Source organism: Azospirillum thiophilum (genome assembly GCF_001305595.1).
GTDB lineage: Bacteria > Pseudomonadota > Alphaproteobacteria > Azospirillales > Azospirillaceae > Azospirillum > Azospirillum thiophilum.
The window spans coordinates 971,292-989,063 of the sequence record NZ_CP012401.1; the positions used below are offsets into that span (position 1 = coordinate 971,292).

Below are 17,772 nucleotides of genomic sequence, written 5' to 3' on the forward strand. Positions count from 1 at the left end.
ATGATGCAAGCGCCGGATGCCCCCTCCCTCCCACGGCATCGCCGCGGGTCCCTCCCACCCCCGCCTTCGGCGAGGGAGGGGAAAGCTTGCAAAGCGGCGGCAGTCCCCTCTCCCTCGAAGAGGGGGAGGGTTAGGGAGGGGGCATCCGCCGCAACACGCCACACCGCCGCGAGGCTCGCATGACCGATCTCCGCCTCGCCCTCCGCCTCGCCCGGCGCGAGCTGCGCACCGGCCTCAAGGGCTTCCAGGTCTTCCTCGCCTGTCTGGCGCTCGGCGTCGCCGCCATCGCCGCGGTGCAGTCGGTGTCGAGCGGGCTGCTCGACGGGCTGGCCAACGACGGGCGCTCCATCCTGGGCGGCGACGTCGCGTTGCGGCAACTCTACAGCCCGCCGACGGACGAGCAGATGGCGGCGCTCACCGCCGCCGGCCGGGTGTCGACCTCCGCCGAGATGCGGGCGATGGCGCGCGGGACCGACGAGGTCCGCGCCTCCCTGGTCGAGCTGAAGGCGGTCGACGACGTCTATCCGCTCTACGGAACCGTCACGCTGCAGGGCGGCGGCGACCTCAAGGATGCGCTGGCGAAGAAGGACGGCCACTGGGGCGCGGTGATCGAGGCGAGCCTGTCCGACCGGCTGGGCGTGAAGCCGGGCGATACCATCCATGTCGGCGAGGGCGCCTACCGGGTCGCCGCCGTGCTGGACCGCGAGCCGGACCGCGCCTCGTCCAACGCCTTTTCGCTGGGGCCGCGGCTGCTGGTGGCGCTGCCGTCGCTGGAGGGCACCGGGTTGCTGCAACCCGGCAGTCTCACCTGGTGGAGCGCCAGGGTGGCGCTGCCGGCCGCAACCGACCTGAAGACGTGGCAGGACAACCTGCGCGCCCGCTTCCCCGACGCGCCGTGGCGGATGCGCGATTTCACCAACGCCTCGCCGCAGATCGAGCGCTTCATCGACCGCATGACGCTGTTCCTGACGCTGGTCGGGCTGACCGCGCTGCTGGTCGGCGGGGTCGGGGTGGGCAACGCGGTGCGCAGCCATCTGGACTCGCGTGCCCGCACCATCGCCATGATGAAGTGCATCGGCGCGCCGGGCGCCCTGGTCTTCCAACTCTATCTGGCGCAGATCCTGGCTTTGGCGTTGCTCGGTATCGTCATCGGGCTGGCGCTGGGGGCGGTGGCGCCGCTGGCGCTGGGCCGGCTGCTCGACGGCGTGCTGCCGGTGTCGGCGCAGATCGGCGTCTATCCCGGCGCCCTGGCGCTCGCGGCGCTCTATGGCGTGCTGACCGCGCTGACCTTCTCGCTCTGGCCGCTCGGCCGGGCGCGGGAGGTGCCGGCCGGCGCCCTGTTCCGCGACGTCATCGCCCCGGCGGCCGGTCGGCCGCGCACGCCCTACACCGTGGCGATGGTCCTGTCCGCCCTGGCGCTCGCCGGCCTGGCGGTGCTGACCGCGCACAACAAGCTGTTCGCCCTGTGGTTCGTCGGCGGCTCCATCGCCACCTTCATCGCCTTCCGCGCCGCCGCGACGCTGGTCACCTGGGGCGCCGCCCGCGTCGGCCAGGGAGGATTGGGCCGGGTGCGGCGTCCGGAGCTGCGGCTGGCGCTCGCCAACCTGCACCGGCCGGGCAATCCGACCGGGGCGGTGGTGCTGTCGCTCGGCCTCGGTCTGACGGTGCTGGTCGCCATCGCGCTGATCCAGGGCAACTTCTCCCGCCGGGTGTCGGAGACCATCCCGCAGGACGCCCCCAGCTTCTTCTTCGTCGACATCCAGCGCGACCAGTTCGATCCCCTGCGCGATCTCGTCACCGGCATCCCCGGCGCCAGCAACTTCGAGGCGGTGCCGAGCCTGCGCGGCCGGATCGAGAGCGTGAACGGGCAGGAGGCCGAAAAGGCGCTGGTCAACCCGGAACAGGCCTGGATCCTGGCCGGCGACCGCGGCATCACCTATTCCGCGACCCTGCCCGAGCATTCGACCGTCACCGCCGGCAGCTGGTGGCCGGCCGACTATGCCGGGCCGCCGCTGATCTCCATCCACCAGAGCGTCGCCGACGCCTTCGGCATCGGCCCCGGCGCCACCTTGCTCGTCAACATCCTGGGCCGCAGCATCGAGGCGAAGGTCGCCAACGTCCGCGCCGCCGATTTCACCAGCATGGCGATCAACTTCACCATGGTCTTCGCCCCCGGCACGCTGGAAGGGGCGCCGCAGACCTGGATCGCCACCGTCCGCGCCACGCCGGAGGCCGAGGCGCAGGTGCAGCGCGGCGTGCTGCAGCGCTTCCCCAACATCACGATGGTGCGGGTGAAGGACGCGCTGGACACGGTGGCGGACATGCTGGGCCATATCGGCACCGCGGTTCGCATCGTCGCCGGCATCACGCTGGCCGCCGGCACGCTGGTGCTGGCCGGCGCGGTCGCTGCCGGACACCGCCGCCGGGTCTACGACGCGGTGGTGCTGAAGGTGCTGGGGGCGACGCGCGGCGACGTGCTGCGCGCCTTCCTGCTGGAATACGGCCTGCTCGGCCTGCTAACCGCGATCATCGCCGGTGGCATCGGAACGCTGACCGCCTGGGCGGTGCTGCGCTTCCTGATGCATTGGGAATGGAGCTTCCTGCCGTCGGCGGTCGTCACCACCGCGCTGCTCAGCACCGCGATCACGCTCGCTTTCGGGTTCTATGGTACTTGGCGGGCGTTGGGCCAGCCGTCGGCGCCGTTGCTTCGGAACGAGTGATCGCCGTGGCAGAAAGCCGCAGGAAAAAGGAATCGTGAAAGCTTTTTCATCTTGGAAAAGCGCGAACGATTCCTATTGAACCGCATTGCGGACTCGCCAATATGTCATGGCGACGGGATCACCCTATTCCACCGAGGAAACCAACATGGCAGACCCGACCTATAACCGCTTCGCGACCGCAGGCCGCGCGACAGATCGGGGATACTTCGACGAAGGCCTGCGCCAGCACATGCTGCGCGTGTACAACTACATGGGCGCCGGCCTGATCCTGACGGGCCTGGTCGCCGCGCTGGTGTCGTCCAGCCCGGCCATGATGGCGGCGATCTTCGGCACGCCGCTGAAGTGGGTGGTGATGCTGGCCCCGCTGGCGTTCGTCATGGTGCTGTCCTTCGGCATCCAGCGCCTGTCCTTCGCATCGGCACAGATGATCTTCTGGGCCTATTGCGGCGCGATGGGCCTGTCGATGTCGGCCATCTTCCTGGTCTTCACCGGGGCGTCGATCGCGCTGACCTTCTTCGTCACCGCCGCGACCTTCCTGGCGATGAGCCTCTACGGTTACACCACGAAGGCCGACCTGTCGAAGATGGGCTCGTTCCTGATGATGGGCATCATCGGCCTGGTCATCGCCGGCCTGGCGAACATCTTCTTCCAGTCGCCGGCCCTGCATTTCGCGATCTCGGCCATCGGCGTGCTGATCTTCACCGGCCTGACCGCCTACGACACCCAGTCGATCAAGGAAAGCTACGCCGAGGGCTACGATCACGAGAGCACCGGCAAGCTCGCCCTGATGGGCGCCCTGACGCTGTACCTGGACTTCATCAACCTGTTCCAGTTCCTGCTGCAGTTCCTGGGCCAGCGCAACAACGACTAACCCCGAGGACCGTCGCTCGGGGTCCGGCGTTGCCTTCGGACCAGGATTATCGGACAAGCCGCCGCCCGGAAGCCACCGCTTCCGGGCGGTTTCGTTTTCAGGACGCCGGTTTCACGAGTCGACCGTCACGTCATCGCCGACCTCGAGTCCGAGCACCCGGTCGGCACGCCCGCAATTGACCGCGATCTCGGCCAGCCCGTTCGAGTTTTCGTACCACAGCGCCTCTCCCGCCCCGACCGCCCCGAAAGTGCGGGCGCGGGCGATGCGGGTTCCGGGGACGGTCAGCACCGCATCGGCGGCCAGGGCGCCGGCCCGCATCCCGGTCATGGCATTGCCGTACACGTCGACATAGACGATGCGCGCGAGCTCGTCCGGCCAGCCGGGCCGGTCGATGGCGGCACCCGGCAGCGGGCTGCGTTCCACCGGACGGCCGGTCGCCAGCGCGGCAGCGACGGGGGCGAACAGGTCGCGGCCGTGGAAGCTGGCGGACAGCCGATCCGGGATCCAGTCGATGGTCCAGGTGTTCAGCGACGCTGCGCGGCGGGCGACCAAGGCGAACAGCCCGTTGTCCGGCCCGACGAACCAGCGCCCGTCGGCCTCCACCATCACCGGCCGCCGGTCGGTTCCGACACCGGGATCGACGACGCAGAGGAAGACGCTTCCGGCAGGGAAGGCCGGAGCGTAGGCGGCAAGCAGGTAGGCGGACAGCTGCGGGTCGAAGGCGGGGGCGTCGGCGAACAGGTCGATCACGGGGACGCCGGGCGCGTTCTGCGCCAGCACCGCTTTCATCTGGCCGGTGTAGGGGCCGGAGAGGCCGAAGTCGGTGAAGAGCAGGATCATCAGCGTTGCCCCCTCCCTAACCCTCCCCCGCTCTCGGCGGACCGAAGGTCCGTCCGATCGCGGGAGAGGGAACTCCGCCACTCCTTTGCATACCCTCATCCCGACAAGGATCCTGCCCCCTCTCCCGCGACAGCGGGGGAGGGATGGGAAGGGGGAAATCGATGCAGAACCCCTCACATCGACTTCGTATCCAGCGCATACCCCGCCGAACGTACGGTGCGGATCAGGTCCAGCTCGTCCTCTTCGTTCATCGCCTTGCGCAGGCGGCGGATGTGTACGTCGACCGTACGCGGCTCGACATACACGTCGTGGCCCCACACCAGATCGAGCAGCTGCTCGCGTGAGAACACCCGGCCGGGATGCTGCATGAAATGGCGCAGCAGGCGGAATTCGGTCGGGCCCAGGTGTACGTCGCGGCTGTTCCGGCGAACCCGGTGGGCAGCCAGATCCATGGTCACGTCGGCGAAGGTCAGCACCTCGTCGGTCATGCCGGGGGAGGCGCGGCGCAGCACCGCACGCATGCGGGCCACCAGCTCGGTCGGCGAGAAGGGCTTGGTGATGTAGTCGTCGGCGCCGGAATTCAGGCCGCGCACCCGGTCGCCCTCCTCGCCGCGGGCGGTCAGCATGATGATCGGGATGTCGCGGGTCTTGGCGTTGCGGCGCAGCTGGCGGCAGACCTCCAGCCCGCTCATCAGCGGCAGCATCCAGTCCAGCAGCACGATGTGCGGCGTCTGTTCGCCGGCGGCCAGCAGGGCCTCCTCGCCGTCGCTGGCGGTGGCGACGCGGAAGCCTTCCTTTTCCAGGTTGTACTTCAGCAGCGTCAGGATATCGGCCTCGTCCTCGACGATCAGGACGAGCGGCTTGAGGGCCGCGTTCATGGAGGCTCCGTTCACAGCGCGCGTCTCGACGTTAACCGGCATGGCACAGCCTTTTCAACAGGGAGGGAGGGGGCGGAGGCGTCGGCAAGGGTCAGCCATAGCGGCCGGTGATGTAGCCCTGGGTGCGCTCGTCGCGCGGGTTGGTGAAGATCTCCTCGGTGTCGTCGCACTCCACCATCTCGCCGAGATGGAAGAAGGCGGTGCGCTGCGACACGCGGGCGGCCTGCTGCATGTTGTGGGTGACGATGACGATGGTGTAGTTGGCCCGCAGCTCGTCGATCAGCTCCTCGATATGGGCGGTCGCGATGGGGTCGAGCGCCGAACAGGGCTCGTCCATCAGGATCACCTCGGGGCTGACGGCGACGGCGCGGGCGATGCACAGCCGCTGCTGCTGGCCGCCCGACAGGCTGGTGCCCGGTTCGCGCAGGCGGTCCTTCACCTCGCCCCACAGGCCGGCGCGCTTCAGCGAGGTCTGCACCACCTCGTCCAGCTCGTCGCGGCCGGACGCAAGGCCGTGGATGCGCGGACCATAGGCGATGTTGTCGTAGATCGATTTCGGGAAGGGGTTGGGCTTCTGGAACACCATGCCGACGCGGGCGCGCAGCTGCACCGCGTCGACGGCCTTGCCATAGACGTCCTCGCCGTCCAGCGCGATCCGCCCCTCGACCCGGCAGCCCTCGACGGTGTCGTTCATCCGGTTCAGGCAGCGCAGGAAGGTCGACTTGCCGCAGCCGGACGGGCCGATCAGCGACAGCACCCGGTTCTCCTGGATGTCGAGGTCGATGCCCTTCAACGCCTGCTTGGCGCCGTAGAACACCTTCACCCCGGTTGCCGTCATCTTGCTGGCGATGGCGCCGCCGCTGCGCCGGTCGGTGCGGGGCCGCAGCTTCAGTTGGGTCTGGATGCTCATGACGCTCACCACCGCCTTTCGAAAAGCTTGCGCAGGACGACGGCCGCCCCGTTCAGCAGGATCAGGACGCCGAGCAGGATCAGGATCGCCGCCGAGGTGCGCTCGGTAAAGGCACGTTCGGGGCTGTCGGCCCACATGTAGATCTGCACCGGCAGCACCGTGGCGCTGTCGGTCAGGCCATGCGGCACGTCGACGATGAAGGCGACCATGCCGATCATCAGCAGGGGCGCCGTTTCGCCCAGCGCGCGGGCCATGCCGATGATGGTGCCGGTCAGGATGCCGGGCATCGCCAGCGGCAGCACATGGTGCAGCACCGTCTGCAGCGGCGAGGCGCCGATGCCCAGCGCCGCCTCGCGGACCGAGGGCGGCACCGACTTCAGCGCGACGCGCGACGCGATGATGATCACCGGCAGCGTCATCAGCGCCATCACCAGGCCGCCGACCAGCGGGGCCGAGCGCGGCATGCCGAAGAAGCCGAGGAACACCGCCAGCCCGAGCAGGCCGAAGATGATCGACGGCACCGCGGCGAGGTTGTTGATGTTGACCTCGATCAGGTCGGTCCAGCGGTTCTTCGGCGCGAACTCCTCCAGATAGACCGCGGCGGAGACGCCGACCGGCACCGACAGCGCCATGGTCACCAGCAAGGTCAGCAGCGAGCCGACGATGGCGCCGCCGATGCCGGCCTGTTCGGGCTCGCGGCTGTCGCCGGCGGTGAACAGGGTGGTGTTGAAGCCCTGCGCCAGCGCGCCGCCGGCCATCAGGGTGTCGGCTGCCGCGATCTTGGCGTCGCTCAGACCACGTTCGCTCTCCGGAAGGTCGCGGCGATAGCGGCCCTTCACCAGCTGGTCGATCTCGTCGTCGGCACGCACCCAGACGGTCCGCGTCGTGCCGATGATCGACGCGTCCCCGGCGACCATCGCCTCCAGCTCGTAGGGCGCGCCGGACGACAGCAGCTCGTTCAGCACGCGGCGGCCGGCGCGGTCGGTCACCTGCGGGAACTGGGCATGGAGCGCCCGGCGCAGCAGGACGGTGTAGTTGCGGTCGGCGACCTCCGCCGGGTCCAGCGTCACCTCCAGCCGGATCCGCGTCTCCCAGAAGGCGCTGCCGCCGCGGGCGACGATCGATCCCAGCAGCAGCACCAGCACCAGCGCCGCCAGCGCCACCGCGGCGGCCCCGGCCAGCCGGAACCGGCGCTCGGCGGCATGGCGGGCGCGCAGCCGGCGGGCGAAGGCCTCGCTCCTGTGGCGGGACTTCGAGGTGGCGGCCGGGGCGGGGGAGGGCGGGGCGGCCGAGATGTCCTGTTCGAGAAGGTCAGTCATATTTTTCCCGATAGGTCCGGACCACCCGCAGGGCGACCATGTTGAGGCAGAGCGTGACAAGGAACAGCACGAGGCCGAGGCCGAAGGCCGACAGCGTCTTCGGGCTGTCGAACTCCTGGTCGCCGACCAGCAGCGTGGCGATCTGCGTGGTGACGGTGGTCACCGCCTGCAGCGGGTTGGCGGTCAGGTTGGCGGTCAGGCCGGACGCCATGGTGACGATCATCGTCTCGCCGATGGCGCGGCTGATCGCCAGCATCACCGCGGCGACGATGCCGGGCAGCGCCGCCGGCAGCACCACCTGCTTGATCGTCTCCGACTTGGTGGCGCCCAGGCCGTAGGAGCCGTCGCGCAGGCTCTGCGGCACCGCATTGATGACATCGTCCGACAGCGAGCTGACGAAGGGGATGATCATCACCCCCATGACGATCCCGGCGGCCAGCGCCGATTCCGAGCTGACGTCCAGCCCGAGCGCCTCGCCGACCGAGCGAACGAAGGGCGCCATGGTCAGCGCCGCGAAGAAGCCGTAGACCACGGTCGGGATGCCGGCCAGGATCTCCAGCGCCGGCTTCAGCCAGGTGCGCATGCCGCGCCCGGCATATTCGGACATGTAGATCGCCGCCATCAGCCCGACCGGCACCGCCACCAGCATGGCGACCACGGTGATCAGCAATGTGCCGGCGAACAGCGGAATCGCACCGAAGGAGCCGCTGGACCCGACCTGATCGGCCCGCATCGCCATCTGCGGGCTCCAATGGGTGCCGAACAGGAAGTCGAGCGGCGAGACCACGGCGAAGAAGCGCAGCGCCTCGAACAGCAGCGACAGGACGATGCCGACCGTGGTCAGGATGGCGACCAGCGAGCAGACCACCAGCGCCACCCGCACCACCCGCTCGACCGCCGGGCGGGCGCGCAGGTCCGGGCCGATGCGATGGCGGCCCCAGGCGAGCCCGGCGACGGCAAGGCTGGCGCCGATGGCGAGCAGGCTCCAGTCGGCAAGATCGCGGAAGGAGGCATAGCGCCGCGCCGCCTCGGCCACCGCTGGGTCGGGCTCGCGCCCGGTGGCGATGCCGCGGGCGAGGTTGAGGATGTCGGCCTTCAAGAGGACGGCGGACTGGCCGTCGCCAGCGGTCAGCCGCTCCGGCAGGCCGGACAGCACCAGTTGCAGGACAAGCCAGCCTTCCGATGCCGTCCAGGCCACGAACAGCAGCAGCGCCGGCAGCCCGGCCCACAGCGCGACATAGACGCCGTGATAGGAGGGGACCGAATGCAGCTCCGCAACCCGGCCGCCGACGGACGCCGCCGCGCGCGACCGGCCGGCGAGGAAGCCGATGACGGTGAGCAGGGCCAGGATCAGGGCAAGGAGGGTCAGCTGCATGCGGGTCGCTCGGCGCGGAGGGAAACGGTCAGAACTTGAGCGGCGTCAGGTTGACCGCCTGGACGCGGGCCGCCTCGCGCAGCGGCTTCGGCTCCGCGATCAGGCCCTTGTCGATCAGATAGCCCTCCTCGCCCAGCGCGCGTTCGGAGGTGTATTCGCCGACGAACTCGCGGATGCCGGGGATGACGCCGGCATGGGCGTTCTTGACGTAGATGTAGAGCGGGCGCGACAGCTCGTACCCGCCGGCGGCCACCGTCTCCGCCGTCAGCTCCACCCCGTCCATCTTCGCGGCACGCAGCGTGTCGCGGTTCTGGTCGAGATAGCTGTAGCCAAAGACACCGAAGGCACCGGGGTTGGCGCTCAGCTTCTGGACGATCAGGTTGTCGTTCTCGCCAGCCTCGACATAGGCGCCGTCCTCGCGGATGGTCATGCAGACGCGCTCGCGCGCCTTCTCGTCCGGCACGACCGCGGCAACCTCCGCGACCTTCCGGCAACCTTCCAGCATGCCCAGCTCGTTGAAGGTATCGCGCGTTCCGGAGGTCGGCGGCGGGCCCAGCACCTCGATGGCGGCCTTCGGCAGCGACGGGTCGATGTCCGACCACAGCCGGTAGGGGTTGGCGACCAGGGCGCCGTTCACCGGCACCTCCTTCGCCAGCGCCTTCCACAGCACCATCGTGGTCAGGGAGACCGGCGCGCCCTTCTTCGACGAGGCCAGGGCGATGCCGTCATAGCCGATCTTCAATTCGGTGATCGTGGTGACGCCGTTGGCTGCGCACTGGTCGATTTCCGACTTCTTGATGCGGCGCGAGGCGTTGGCGATGTCGGGATGGGCCGGGCCGACACCGGCGCAGAACAGCTTCAGCCCGCCGCCGGTGCCGGTCGATTCCACCACCGGCGTCTTGAACCTGCCGGTCTTGCCGAAGGCCTCCGCCACCGCGGTGGTGAAGGGGAAGACGGTGGATGAACCGACGGCGCGGATCTGGTCGCGCGACTGCGCCTGCGCCGGTGTCGCCGCAGCGGCGAGCGCCAGCGCCAGAACGGCCATGGTGAAGACATGCGTCCGGTCGGTCACGGGTGCCCCTCTCGCGAAACGGCTGAATGGTCCATCGGAATGGCGCGGACCATAGACCCGGAGGGCGACCGATTGATTACGTTTTTATGACGCTTTCATGACGGTGTCACGAAGCGGCATCGCTTCCCTCACACCCCGCCGGCCCCCCTCTCCCCCCCGGGAAGAGGGGTGGGGTGAGGGGGAAACACCGCATGGCCGTTCCGAAGGTCCCGCCGCGCCTCCCCCTCTCCCCGGGAGGACGAGGGGGACATGGCCTCTCCCACGGCCGGCAGATAGACGGTGAAGGCGCTGCCCACCCCGACCTCGCTCTCGATGGTCAGGCGGCCGCGGTGGCGGTTCAGGATGTGCTTGACGATGGCGAGCCCGAGCCCGGTGCCGCCCATGGCGCGCGACCGCGCGGCGTCGACGCGGTAGAAGCGTTCGGTCAGCCGGGGCAGATGGGTGCGGGCGATGCCGTCGCCGCGGTCGCGCACCGACACCGACACCATGGCGGTGCCGCCGCGAAGCAGGCGCCGCTCCTTGGCAAGGGGACCGCCCGGCACCGGCAGCCCGGCAAAGCCGACCGCGGTGCCGTCGGCCAGCGCCACCGTGACGGTGACGTCCGTATCCTCGCGCGTGTACTTGATCGCGTTGCTGACCAGATTCTGGAACACCTGGGTCAGCTGGTCCTCGTCGCCGATGACGCGCGGCAGATCCTCCGGCGCTTCCAGCCGCAGCCGGATCCGGCGCTGGGCCGCCTTCAGCTCCAGCGCGGCGATGACGTTCTCCAGCTCCTCCACCACGTCGACCCGGCCGTTGGGCGGCATATGCTCGTCCAGCTCGATGCGGGACAGCGACAGCAGGTCGTTGACCAGCCGGGTCATCCGGCTCGCCTGGTCGTGCATGATCGACAGGAAGCGGTCCTGCGCCTCCGGATCGTCGCGCGCCGGGCCGCGCAGCGTCTCGATGAAGCCCAGCAGCGACGACAGCGGCGTGCGCAGCTCATGGCTGGCATTGGCGATGAAGTCGGCGCGCATCTGTTCGGATCGCCGGGCCGTGGTGACGTCGTGCAAGGTCAGGATCGCCATGCGGGCGACCGCGGGCGGGCGGGGCGCCGGTTCATTCTCGTCGCTCTCGCCGTCCAGCAGCGAGGGATCCGGCTCCGGAACCAGCCGCTGGAAGGGCTTCACCTGCGCCTCGAAGCTGCGCTCGACCGGCACCGGCAGCGTGAACTCGATGATGCGGGAGGCGCCGCCGCGCAGCACGGAATCCACCGCCTCCAGCACCGCCGGGGTGCGCAGGGAGGAGGCGAGGTCGCGGTCCACCACCTTGTCGCCGAACAGCTCCCGCGCGGTGGCGTTGGCGCGCACCACCTGACGCTCGGCATCCATCAGCAGCAGCGGGGCGGGCAGGGCGTCGATCACCGCCTCGTCGGCGTCGAGCTGCAGCCGCACGCTCTCGGCCCGCCGCAGCCCGACCCGGTGCAGCCGGCCGATGGTGGCGGCCAGCGCCCGCAATGCCGGCGGCGTTCCGCCAGGCACCAGCGGCTCCTCGGCCTCGGCCAGCCGGGCGGCGTAATCGGTCACGGCATCGGCATCCCGGCGGTAGACACGCAGGACCGTCACCGCGCCAGCCAGCGCCGATGCAGCCGCGACCGCCGCCAGGCCGCCATGCAGTGCGCCGGCCTGGACCGCCAGCGCCAGCACGGCCAGCAACGGCACCAGCATCAGCAGGACGGCGGTCAGCAGCGGGGCGGGCGGCAACGCCTTCAGGCGCATGGGATCGGCACCGGGTCGGAGGAGGATCGAAGGGTGACATATGCGATGATGGGCCGTTCTACACCATCGCCGCCGATGCTGCGCGGCGGTCATAAAAGATTAATAGGAAGGACTGTGCGGAAGCCCGTTGACTCCAGGATAATGGATGATCATTCTATCTTAATGGAAAATATCGGAAACGACATCGACAGCCGCCTCGCCGCAAGACTGCGCGCGCTGCGGGCCGACCGTGGCCTGACCCTTGATGCCCTGGCCGAACGGTCGGGTGTCAGCCGCTCCATGATCTCCCTGATCGAACGGGGGGAGAGCAGCCCGACCGCCAATGTGCTGGACCGGGTGGCGGCCGGGCTGGGGGTGACGCTGGCCGCCCTGTTCGCCGATACCGGTCACGCCGATGCCGGCCCGGTCGCCCGCCGCGCCGATCAGGTCGCCTGGCAGGATCCGGCGACCGGCTACCGCCGCCGCAACCTGTCGCCGTCCGGCTACCCGTCGCCCATCGAGCTGGTGGAGGTGGAGCTGCCGCCCGGCGCCCGCGTGTCCTACGACAGCGGCGCCCGCGCCGCCGTGGTCGAGCAGCAGATCTATCTGCTGGACGGCACCATCGAGCTGACGGTGGGCGAGGTGACGCACCGGCTGTCCGGCGGCGATTGTCTGGCGATGCGGCTCGACCGGCCGACCGGCTTCCACAACCCGACCGACAGCCCCGCCCGCTACATCGTCGCGCTGACCACCGACGGGCGGTCCGCCCTAAACGCCGCTAAACGCTGAAGGAGCCTGCGATGGATGGTGCCTGCTTGGAGCGTCAGCCACATGGGCCCGGCGCGGTGAGAATCCGTGCGCTCACGGCGGCTGAATCCCGCGCCGCGGTGCCGGGACTGACCGACGTGCTGTTGGATTGCGTGGAGGGCGGCGCCTCCGTCAGCTTCATGGCGCCGCTCGACCGCGCCACCGCCGAGGGCTTCTGGCGGGAGGTGGCGGATGGGGTGGAGCGTGGCGACCGCATCCTGCTGATCGCGGAGGATGGGGCCGACACCCTGGGCACGGTCCAGCTGGTCGTCCGCCAGCCGCCGAACCAGCCCCACCGCGCCGATTTGTCCAAGATGCTGGTCCACCGCCGTGCCCGCCGCCGCGGTGTCGGCGCCCTGCTGATGCAGGCTGCCGAGGAGGCGGCGCGGGCGGCGGGCAAGACGCTGCTGGTGCTCGACACCGCCTCGCCCGACGCGGAACGCCTCTATGCCCGCGCCGGCTGGGTGAAGGCCGGCGTCATCCCGAACTACGCCCTGTGGCCCGGTGGCGGCTTCTGCGACACGACGTATTTCTACAAGGCTCTCGACTAGGGATTTCCCCTCTCCAGCGGGAGAGGGGAAATCCCCACCCGGAAGGACTCACCTCACCAGGGCAGCGAATCATGCGCCGCCAGCGCCGCGGCGGTGACGATGTCGTTGACCGAGGCGCCCATGGTGACGATCTGGGCAGGCTTGTCCATGCCGATCAGCAGCGGGCCGATCATCTGGCCGCCGGCCATCTTGTTCAGCAGCTTGGCCGAGATGTTGGCCGAATGCAGCCCCGGCATGATCAGGACGTTGGCCGGACCGGACAGCCGCGAGAACGGATAGACCCGCTTCATCAGCTGATAGTCCAGCGCCACGTCGGCCGACATCTCGCCGTCATACTCGAAATCGACCCGTCGGCTGTCGAGGATCGCCAGGGCCTCGCGCAGCGGATCGGTGTTCGGATGCGGCGTCTGGCCGAAGTTGGAGAAGGACAGCATCGCCACCCGCGGCTCGTGCCCCATCTGCCGGGCCTTGGCCGCCGCCCCCATCGCGATGTCGGCCAGCGTCTTGCCGTCGGGACGGACATGGACGGTGGTGTCGGCGATGAAGACGGTGCGGTTGCGGGTGATGAACAGGTGCAGGCCGAACACCGGCTCGCCCGCCTTGGGATCGACGACCCGGCGGATTTCCTCATAGGCCACGCCGAAGCTGCGGGTGAGGCCGGTCACCATGGCATGGGCATCGCCCTGGGCCACCATGCAGGCAGCGAAGACGTTGCGGTCCTGGTTGACCATCCGCTGGCAGTCGCGCAGCAGGGCGCCCGTGCGCTGCAGGCGGCGGTACAGATGGTCAGCATAGCGGCGGTTGGCATCGGACAGGCGGGCGTTGTGGATCTCGAACTGGATGTTCGGCTGGCCCATCGCCGCCAGCTGTTCCTTGATCACCTCCTCGCGCCCGATCAGCACCGGCGTGCCGTAGCCATGGGCGCGGAAGGACATGGCGGCGCGAATCGTCCGCTCTTCCTCGCCCTCGGCGAAGACGACGCGGCGCGGGTTGGTCCGCACCTTCTCCAGGATCAGTTCCAGGCTGTCGGCGGTCGGGTCGAGGCGGGTACGCAGGCTGTGCCTGTAGCCGGACAGGTCGACGATCGGCTTGCGCGCCACGCCGCTTTCCATCGCGGCCTGGGCGACGGCGGCCGGGACGGTGACGATCAGCCTGGGATCGAACGGCACCGGGATGATGTAGTCGGGGCCGTAGCGCAGCCGGCGCCCGGAATAGGCGGCATCGACCTCGTCCGGCACATCCTCGCGCGCCAGCGCCGCCAGCGCCTTGGCGGCGGCGACCTTCATCGCCTCGTTGATGGTGGTGGCGCGAACGTCCAGCGCGCCGCGGAACAGGTAGGGGAAGCCCAGGACGTTGTTGACCTGGTTCGGGTAGTCGGACCGGCCGGTGGCGACGATGGCGTCGTTGCGAACCGCCTTCACCTCCTCCGGCGTGATCTCCGGATCCGGGTTGGCCAGCGCGAAGATGATCGGCTTGGCCGCCATAGAGGCCACCATCTCCGGCGTCATCGCCCCCTTGGCCGACAGCCCGACGAAGACGTCGGATCCGGCCACCGCCTCTTCCAGCGTGCGCTTGTCGGTGTCGACGGCGAAGGACGACTTCCACTGGTTCATGCCGCTGGTGCGGCCGCGGTAGACCACGCCCTTTGTGTCGCACAGGATGATGTTTTCACGTGAAACACCCATGGTGCAGAACAGCTCGGCGCAGGCGATGCCCGCCGCGCCGGCACCGTTCACCACCATCTTCACGTCCTCGATCCGGCGGCCGGTGATGTCGCAGGCGTTGACCAGGCCGGCGGCGGCGATGATCGCGGTGCCGTGCTGGTCGTCATGGAAGACCGGGATGTCGAGCAGTTCGCGCAGCCGCTCCTCGATGATGAAGCAGTCGGGCGCCTTGATGTCTTCCAGATTGATGCCGCCGAAGCTGGGGCCGAGGAAGCGCACGCAGTTGACGAACTCGTCGACGTCGCGGGTGTCGACCTCCAGATCGATGCCGTCGACGTCGGCGAAGCGCTTGAACAGCACCGCCTTGCCTTCCATCACCGGCTTGCTGGCCAGCGCCCCCAGGTCGCCCAGCCCGAGCACCGCCGTGCCGTTGGAGATGATGGCGACGATGTTGCCCTTGGCCGTATAGTCGTAGGCGAGCGACGGGTCGTCGGCGATGCGCAGGCAGGGCACCGCCACGCCGGGCGAATAGGCGAGCGCCAGATCGCGCTGGGTCGTCAGCGGCTTGGTCGGGGTGATTTCCAGCTTGCCGGGCCGGCCGCTGGAATGCAGCAGCAGGGCCTCTTCGTCGGTGACGCGCTTGGTGTCGGACATGGATGTCGTGTTCCTCAACGGAGTTCTGAAGCCCGTCGGTCGTCGTTGGTGCCTTATATGCGGTGCGCTGCCGACGGTGGGGCCGCGATGGTATACGCCCTGCGCGCAACTCGCCAAGCCTCCATTGCCCGCTTTTTGTACGAATCATGCATTTTTTTGACGAACAACGACACATCCCGTTCGTCTTACGTCCTATCTGGCCCGCTTCCCCTGCATGACCCCGGCGGTGGGGCGGATGGCCCGGCCCTGTTACCATGCATCGCAATGGGAAATCCGACACCCCTTCCATTCCCTCTGCCGGAGCCGTCACCTTGTCCCTGGCCCCCACGGCGCTGACGCCCGACGAGCGCCGCATCACGCTGGTCATCGCGGCGGTGCAGTTCATCAACATCCTCGACTTCATGATGGTGATGCCGCTCGGCCCCGACTTCGCGCGGGCGCTGGACATCCCGGCGGCGCATATCGGCTATATCGGCGGCAGCTACACGGCAGCAGCCGCGGTGGCGGGGCTGATCGGATCGATGCTGCTCGACCGTTTCGACCGCCGCCGGGCGCTTGCGGTCGCGATGGCCGGGCTGATCGTCTCCACCGCGCTGGGCGGGCTGGCCTGGGACTTCCCGTCGCTGCTGGCGACCCGTGTCCTGGCCGGGCTGTTCGGCGGCCCCGCCGTGGCGGTCGCCATCGCCACCGTCACCGACCGGGTGGCGCCGCAGCGCCGCGGTCAGGCGATGGGCATCGTCATGTCGGCCTTCTCGCTGGCGGCCATCGTCGGGGTGCCGGTGGGGCTGGAGTTGGCGCTGTATGGCGGATGGCGGGCCCCCTTCTTTGCGGTGGCGCTCGCCGGGCTGGTCGTCGCCGTCGCCGCGATCGCCATCCTGCCGCCGCAGCGCGGGCATCTGGCCGCCGGGCTGGGAAGCGGGCCCGGGTCGGGGGTGGGGACGGGGGCCTGGGTGCGGATGACGGCGCTGCTGTCGCGCCGCGCCGTCTGGCTGGCCTACGCCACCGTGGCGCTGGTGCAGATCCAGCAATTCATGATTATTCCCAACATCGCCGCCTATGTGCAGGGAAATCTCGGCTTCCCGCGCGACCATCTGAGCCTGGTCTATCTGACCGGCGGCACGCTGAGCTTCTTCACCGCGCGCTGGGCCGGCCGGCTGGTCGACCGCCATGGCTCCACCCCCGTCACCTTCGCGGCGACGGCCGGGCTGTGCGCCGTGATCTTCACCGCCTTCATCGGCTACCGGCCCTGGATGCCGGTGCTGGGCCTGTTCCCCTTCTTCATGATGTTCGTCGGCATCCGCATGGTCGCCAACGGCGCCGCCTTCTCCCGCGTGCCGGAACCGCAGGAGCGGGCCGGCTTCATGGCGCTGGTGTCGGCGGTGCAGCATCTGAGCTCCGCCTTCGGCGCCTTCCTGTCGGCCGAAATCCTCACCAACGCCCCCGACGGCAGGCTGGAGCATGTGTCGACCATGGCCGGCATCTCCATAGTGCTGGGACTTGCCGTGCCGTTGCTGACCTTGTGGCTGGAGCAGGCGACGCGGCCGGCCGTCATCGTGCCCGTCCCGCAGACGGCGGTTGCGGACGCCGTGCTGGACGGGGAGGGGCGGAGCCGTTAGCTTGCCGCCCGATTGCAAACGACCTTCGGAATGATGCCCATGCGCCCCTCCGGCCGCGCCTTCGACCAACTGCGCACCGTCTCCCTCGAACCCGGCTTCAGCCGCTATGCCGAGGGGTCCTGCCTGGTGCGCTTCGGCAACACGCATGTGCTGTGCACGGCCAGCGTCGACGAGACGGTGCCGCGCTTCCTGAAGAACACCGGTCTCGGCTGGGTCACCGCCGAATACGGCATGCTGCCGCGCTCCACCCACAGCCGCACCGACCGCGAGGCGGCCAAGGGCAAGCAGTCGGGCCGCACCCAGGAAATCCAGCGCCTGATCGGCCGCGCGCTGCGCGCCGTCACCGACCGTTCGGCGATGGGCGAGAAGCAGATCAAGATCGACTGCGACGTCATCCAGGCCGACGGCGGCACCCGCACCGCCGCCATCACCGGCAGCTATGTCGCCCTGCATCTGGCCTTCCAGCATCTGATGCAGATCGGTGCCTTGAAGACCATGCCGCTGAGCGATCAGGTCGCCGCCGTCTCCTGCGGCCTCTATCAGGGCAACGCGGTGCTGGACCTCGATTACGACGAGGATTCCAAGGCGCAGGCCGACGCGAACTTCGTCCTGACCGGCAAGGCCGGCATCGTCGAAATCCAGGGCACCGCCGAGGAAACCCCCTTCTCCGAGCCGCAGTTCATGGAGCTGCTGGCGCTCGCCCGCAAGGGCGTGACCGAGTTGGTGGCGTTGCAGAAGCAGGTTCTCGGCATCAAATAA

At 69.2% G+C, this 17,772-nt stretch carries 14 protein-coding genes; 6 read left to right on the forward strand and 8 right to left on the reverse strand.

Going from position 1 to position 17,772, the window contains the following annotated elements:
• Positions 1-179 precede the first annotated feature (179 nt).
• Both AL072_RS04400 and AL072_RS04405 read left to right on the forward strand, forming a co-directional pair.
• Positions 180-2,720 carry an ABC transporter permease gene (locus AL072_RS04400; protein WP_045581354.1) on the forward strand — a complete coding sequence of 847 codons (2,541 nt, stop codon included), beginning with the start codon at positions 180-182 and terminating at the stop codon, positions 2,718-2,720.
• A 145-nt stretch (positions 2,721-2,865) separates the two neighbouring features.
• A complete protein-coding gene (locus AL072_RS04405) occupies positions 2,866-3,591 on the forward strand; it encodes a Bax inhibitor-1/YccA family protein (protein ID WP_045582505.1) in 726 nt (241 codons plus the stop codon).
• Between the two features lie 111 nt (positions 3,592-3,702).
• Here the strand turns inward: AL072_RS04405 and AL072_RS04410 are convergent, their stop codons facing one another.
• From AL072_RS04410 to AL072_RS04440, 7 genes are all read right to left on the reverse strand, one after another.
• On the reverse strand, positions 3,703-4,431 hold the full coding sequence (locus tag AL072_RS04410) for an SAM hydrolase/SAM-dependent halogenase family protein (protein WP_045581353.1): 729 nt from the start codon (positions 4,429-4,431) through the stop codon (positions 3,703-3,705).
• Between the two features lie 173 nt (positions 4,432-4,604).
• On the reverse strand, positions 4,605-5,309 hold the full coding sequence (gene phoB / locus AL072_RS04415; RefSeq protein ID WP_045582504.1) for a phosphate regulon transcriptional regulator PhoB: 705 nt from the start codon (positions 5,307-5,309) through the stop codon (positions 4,605-4,607).
• A gap of 91 nt (positions 5,310-5,400) precedes the next feature.
• Positions 5,401-6,147: a phosphate ABC transporter ATP-binding protein PstB gene (gene pstB / locus AL072_RS04420; protein ID WP_045582503.1), complete on the reverse strand. Its 747-nt coding sequence runs from the start codon at positions 6,145-6,147 to the stop codon at positions 5,401-5,403.
• Positions 6,148-6,224: 77 nt separating this feature from the next.
• A complete protein-coding gene (gene pstA, locus AL072_RS04425) occupies positions 6,225-7,538 on the reverse strand; it encodes a phosphate ABC transporter permease PstA (RefSeq protein WP_045581352.1) in 1,314 nt (437 codons plus the stop codon).
• Positions 7,531-8,913 (reverse strand): phosphate ABC transporter permease subunit PstC, encoded by a 1,383-nt coding sequence (gene pstC, locus AL072_RS04430; protein WP_045581351.1) that lies wholly within the window; start codon positions 8,911-8,913, stop codon positions 7,531-7,533. The genes pstA and pstC overlap by 8 nt, the downstream gene beginning before the upstream one ends.
• A 28-nt stretch (positions 8,914-8,941) precedes the next feature.
• Positions 8,942-9,985, reverse strand: coding sequence for a PstS family phosphate ABC transporter substrate-binding protein (locus AL072_RS04435; RefSeq protein ID WP_425388575.1), 1,044 nt, complete (start codon positions 9,983-9,985; stop codon positions 8,942-8,944).
• Between the two features lie 128 nt (positions 9,986-10,113).
• Positions 10,114-11,742, reverse strand: a complete 1,629-nt coding sequence (locus tag AL072_RS04440) for an ATP-binding protein (protein ID WP_045581350.1) — start codon at positions 11,740-11,742, stop codon at positions 10,114-10,116.
• A 162-nt stretch (positions 11,743-11,904) separates the two neighbouring features.
• Here AL072_RS04440 and AL072_RS04445 point away from each other — a divergent pair, with 162 nt between their 5' ends.
• Positions 11,905-12,510, forward strand: a complete 606-nt coding sequence (locus tag AL072_RS04445) for a helix-turn-helix domain-containing protein (RefSeq protein WP_045581349.1) — start codon at positions 11,905-11,907, stop codon at positions 12,508-12,510.
• 11 nt (positions 12,511-12,521) lie between these two features.
• Positions 12,522-13,079 (forward strand): GNAT family N-acetyltransferase, encoded by a 558-nt coding sequence (locus AL072_RS04450; RefSeq protein WP_045581348.1) that lies wholly within the window; start codon positions 12,522-12,524, stop codon positions 13,077-13,079.
• A gap of 53 nt (positions 13,080-13,132) precedes the next feature.
• On the opposite strand, the gene AL072_RS04455 is transcribed toward AL072_RS04450, so the two are convergent.
• Positions 13,133-15,397 carry an NADP-dependent malic enzyme gene (locus tag AL072_RS04455; protein WP_045581347.1) on the reverse strand — a complete coding sequence of 755 codons (2,265 nt, stop codon included), beginning with the start codon at positions 15,395-15,397 and terminating at the stop codon, positions 13,133-13,135.
• Between the two features lie 311 nt (positions 15,398-15,708).
• Between AL072_RS04455 and AL072_RS04460 the strand changes: the two genes are divergently transcribed.
• Both AL072_RS04460 and rph read left to right on the forward strand, forming a co-directional pair.
• A complete protein-coding gene (locus tag AL072_RS04460; RefSeq protein ID WP_200909779.1) occupies positions 15,709-17,013 on the forward strand; it encodes an MFS transporter in 1,305 nt (434 codons plus the stop codon).
• A 39-nt stretch (positions 17,014-17,052) separates the two neighbouring features.
• On the forward strand, positions 17,053-17,772 hold the full coding sequence (gene rph / locus AL072_RS04465) for a ribonuclease PH (protein ID WP_045581346.1): 720 nt from the start codon (positions 17,053-17,055) through the stop codon (positions 17,770-17,772).

What these genes read in the sequence shown, in the direction of transcription:
- AL072_RS04400 (WP_045581354.1), top strand. Translation starts at nt 180, where the DNA reads ATGACCGATCTCCGCCTCGCCCTCCGCCTCGCCCGGCGCGAGCTGCGC.
- AL072_RS04405 (WP_045582505.1), top strand. Translation starts at nt 2,866, where the DNA reads ATGGCAGACCCGACCTATAACCGCTTCGCGACCGCAGGCCGCGCGACA.
- AL072_RS04410 (WP_045581353.1), bottom strand. Translation starts at nt 4,431, where the DNA reads ATGATCCTGCTCTTCACCGACTTCGGCCTCTCCGGCCCCTACACCGGC.
- phoB (WP_045582504.1), bottom strand. Translation starts at nt 5,309, where the DNA reads ATGAACGCGGCCCTCAAGCCGCTCGTCCTGATCGTCGAGGACGAGGCC.
- pstB (WP_045582503.1), bottom strand. Translation starts at nt 6,147, where the DNA reads ATGACGGCAACCGGGGTGAAGGTGTTCTACGGCGCCAAGCAGGCGTTG.
- pstA (WP_045581352.1), bottom strand. Translation starts at nt 7,538, where the DNA reads ATGACTGACCTTCTCGAACAGGACATCTCGGCCGCCCCGCCCTCCCCC.
- pstC (WP_045581351.1), bottom strand. Translation starts at nt 8,913, where the DNA reads ATGCAGCTGACCCTCCTTGCCCTGATCCTGGCCCTGCTCACCGTCATC.
- AL072_RS04440 (WP_045581350.1), bottom strand. Translation starts at nt 11,742, where the DNA reads ATGCGCCTGAAGGCGTTGCCGCCCGCCCCGCTGCTGACCGCCGTCCTG.
- AL072_RS04445 (WP_045581349.1), top strand. Translation starts at nt 11,905, where the DNA reads ATGGAAAATATCGGAAACGACATCGACAGCCGCCTCGCCGCAAGACTG.
- AL072_RS04450 (WP_045581348.1), top strand. Translation starts at nt 12,522, where the DNA reads ATGGATGGTGCCTGCTTGGAGCGTCAGCCACATGGGCCCGGCGCGGTG.
- AL072_RS04455 (WP_045581347.1), bottom strand. Translation starts at nt 15,397, where the DNA reads ATGTCCGACACCAAGCGCGTCACCGACGAAGAGGCCCTGCTGCTGCAT.
- rph (WP_045581346.1), top strand. Translation starts at nt 17,053, where the DNA reads ATGCGCCCCTCCGGCCGCGCCTTCGACCAACTGCGCACCGTCTCCCTC.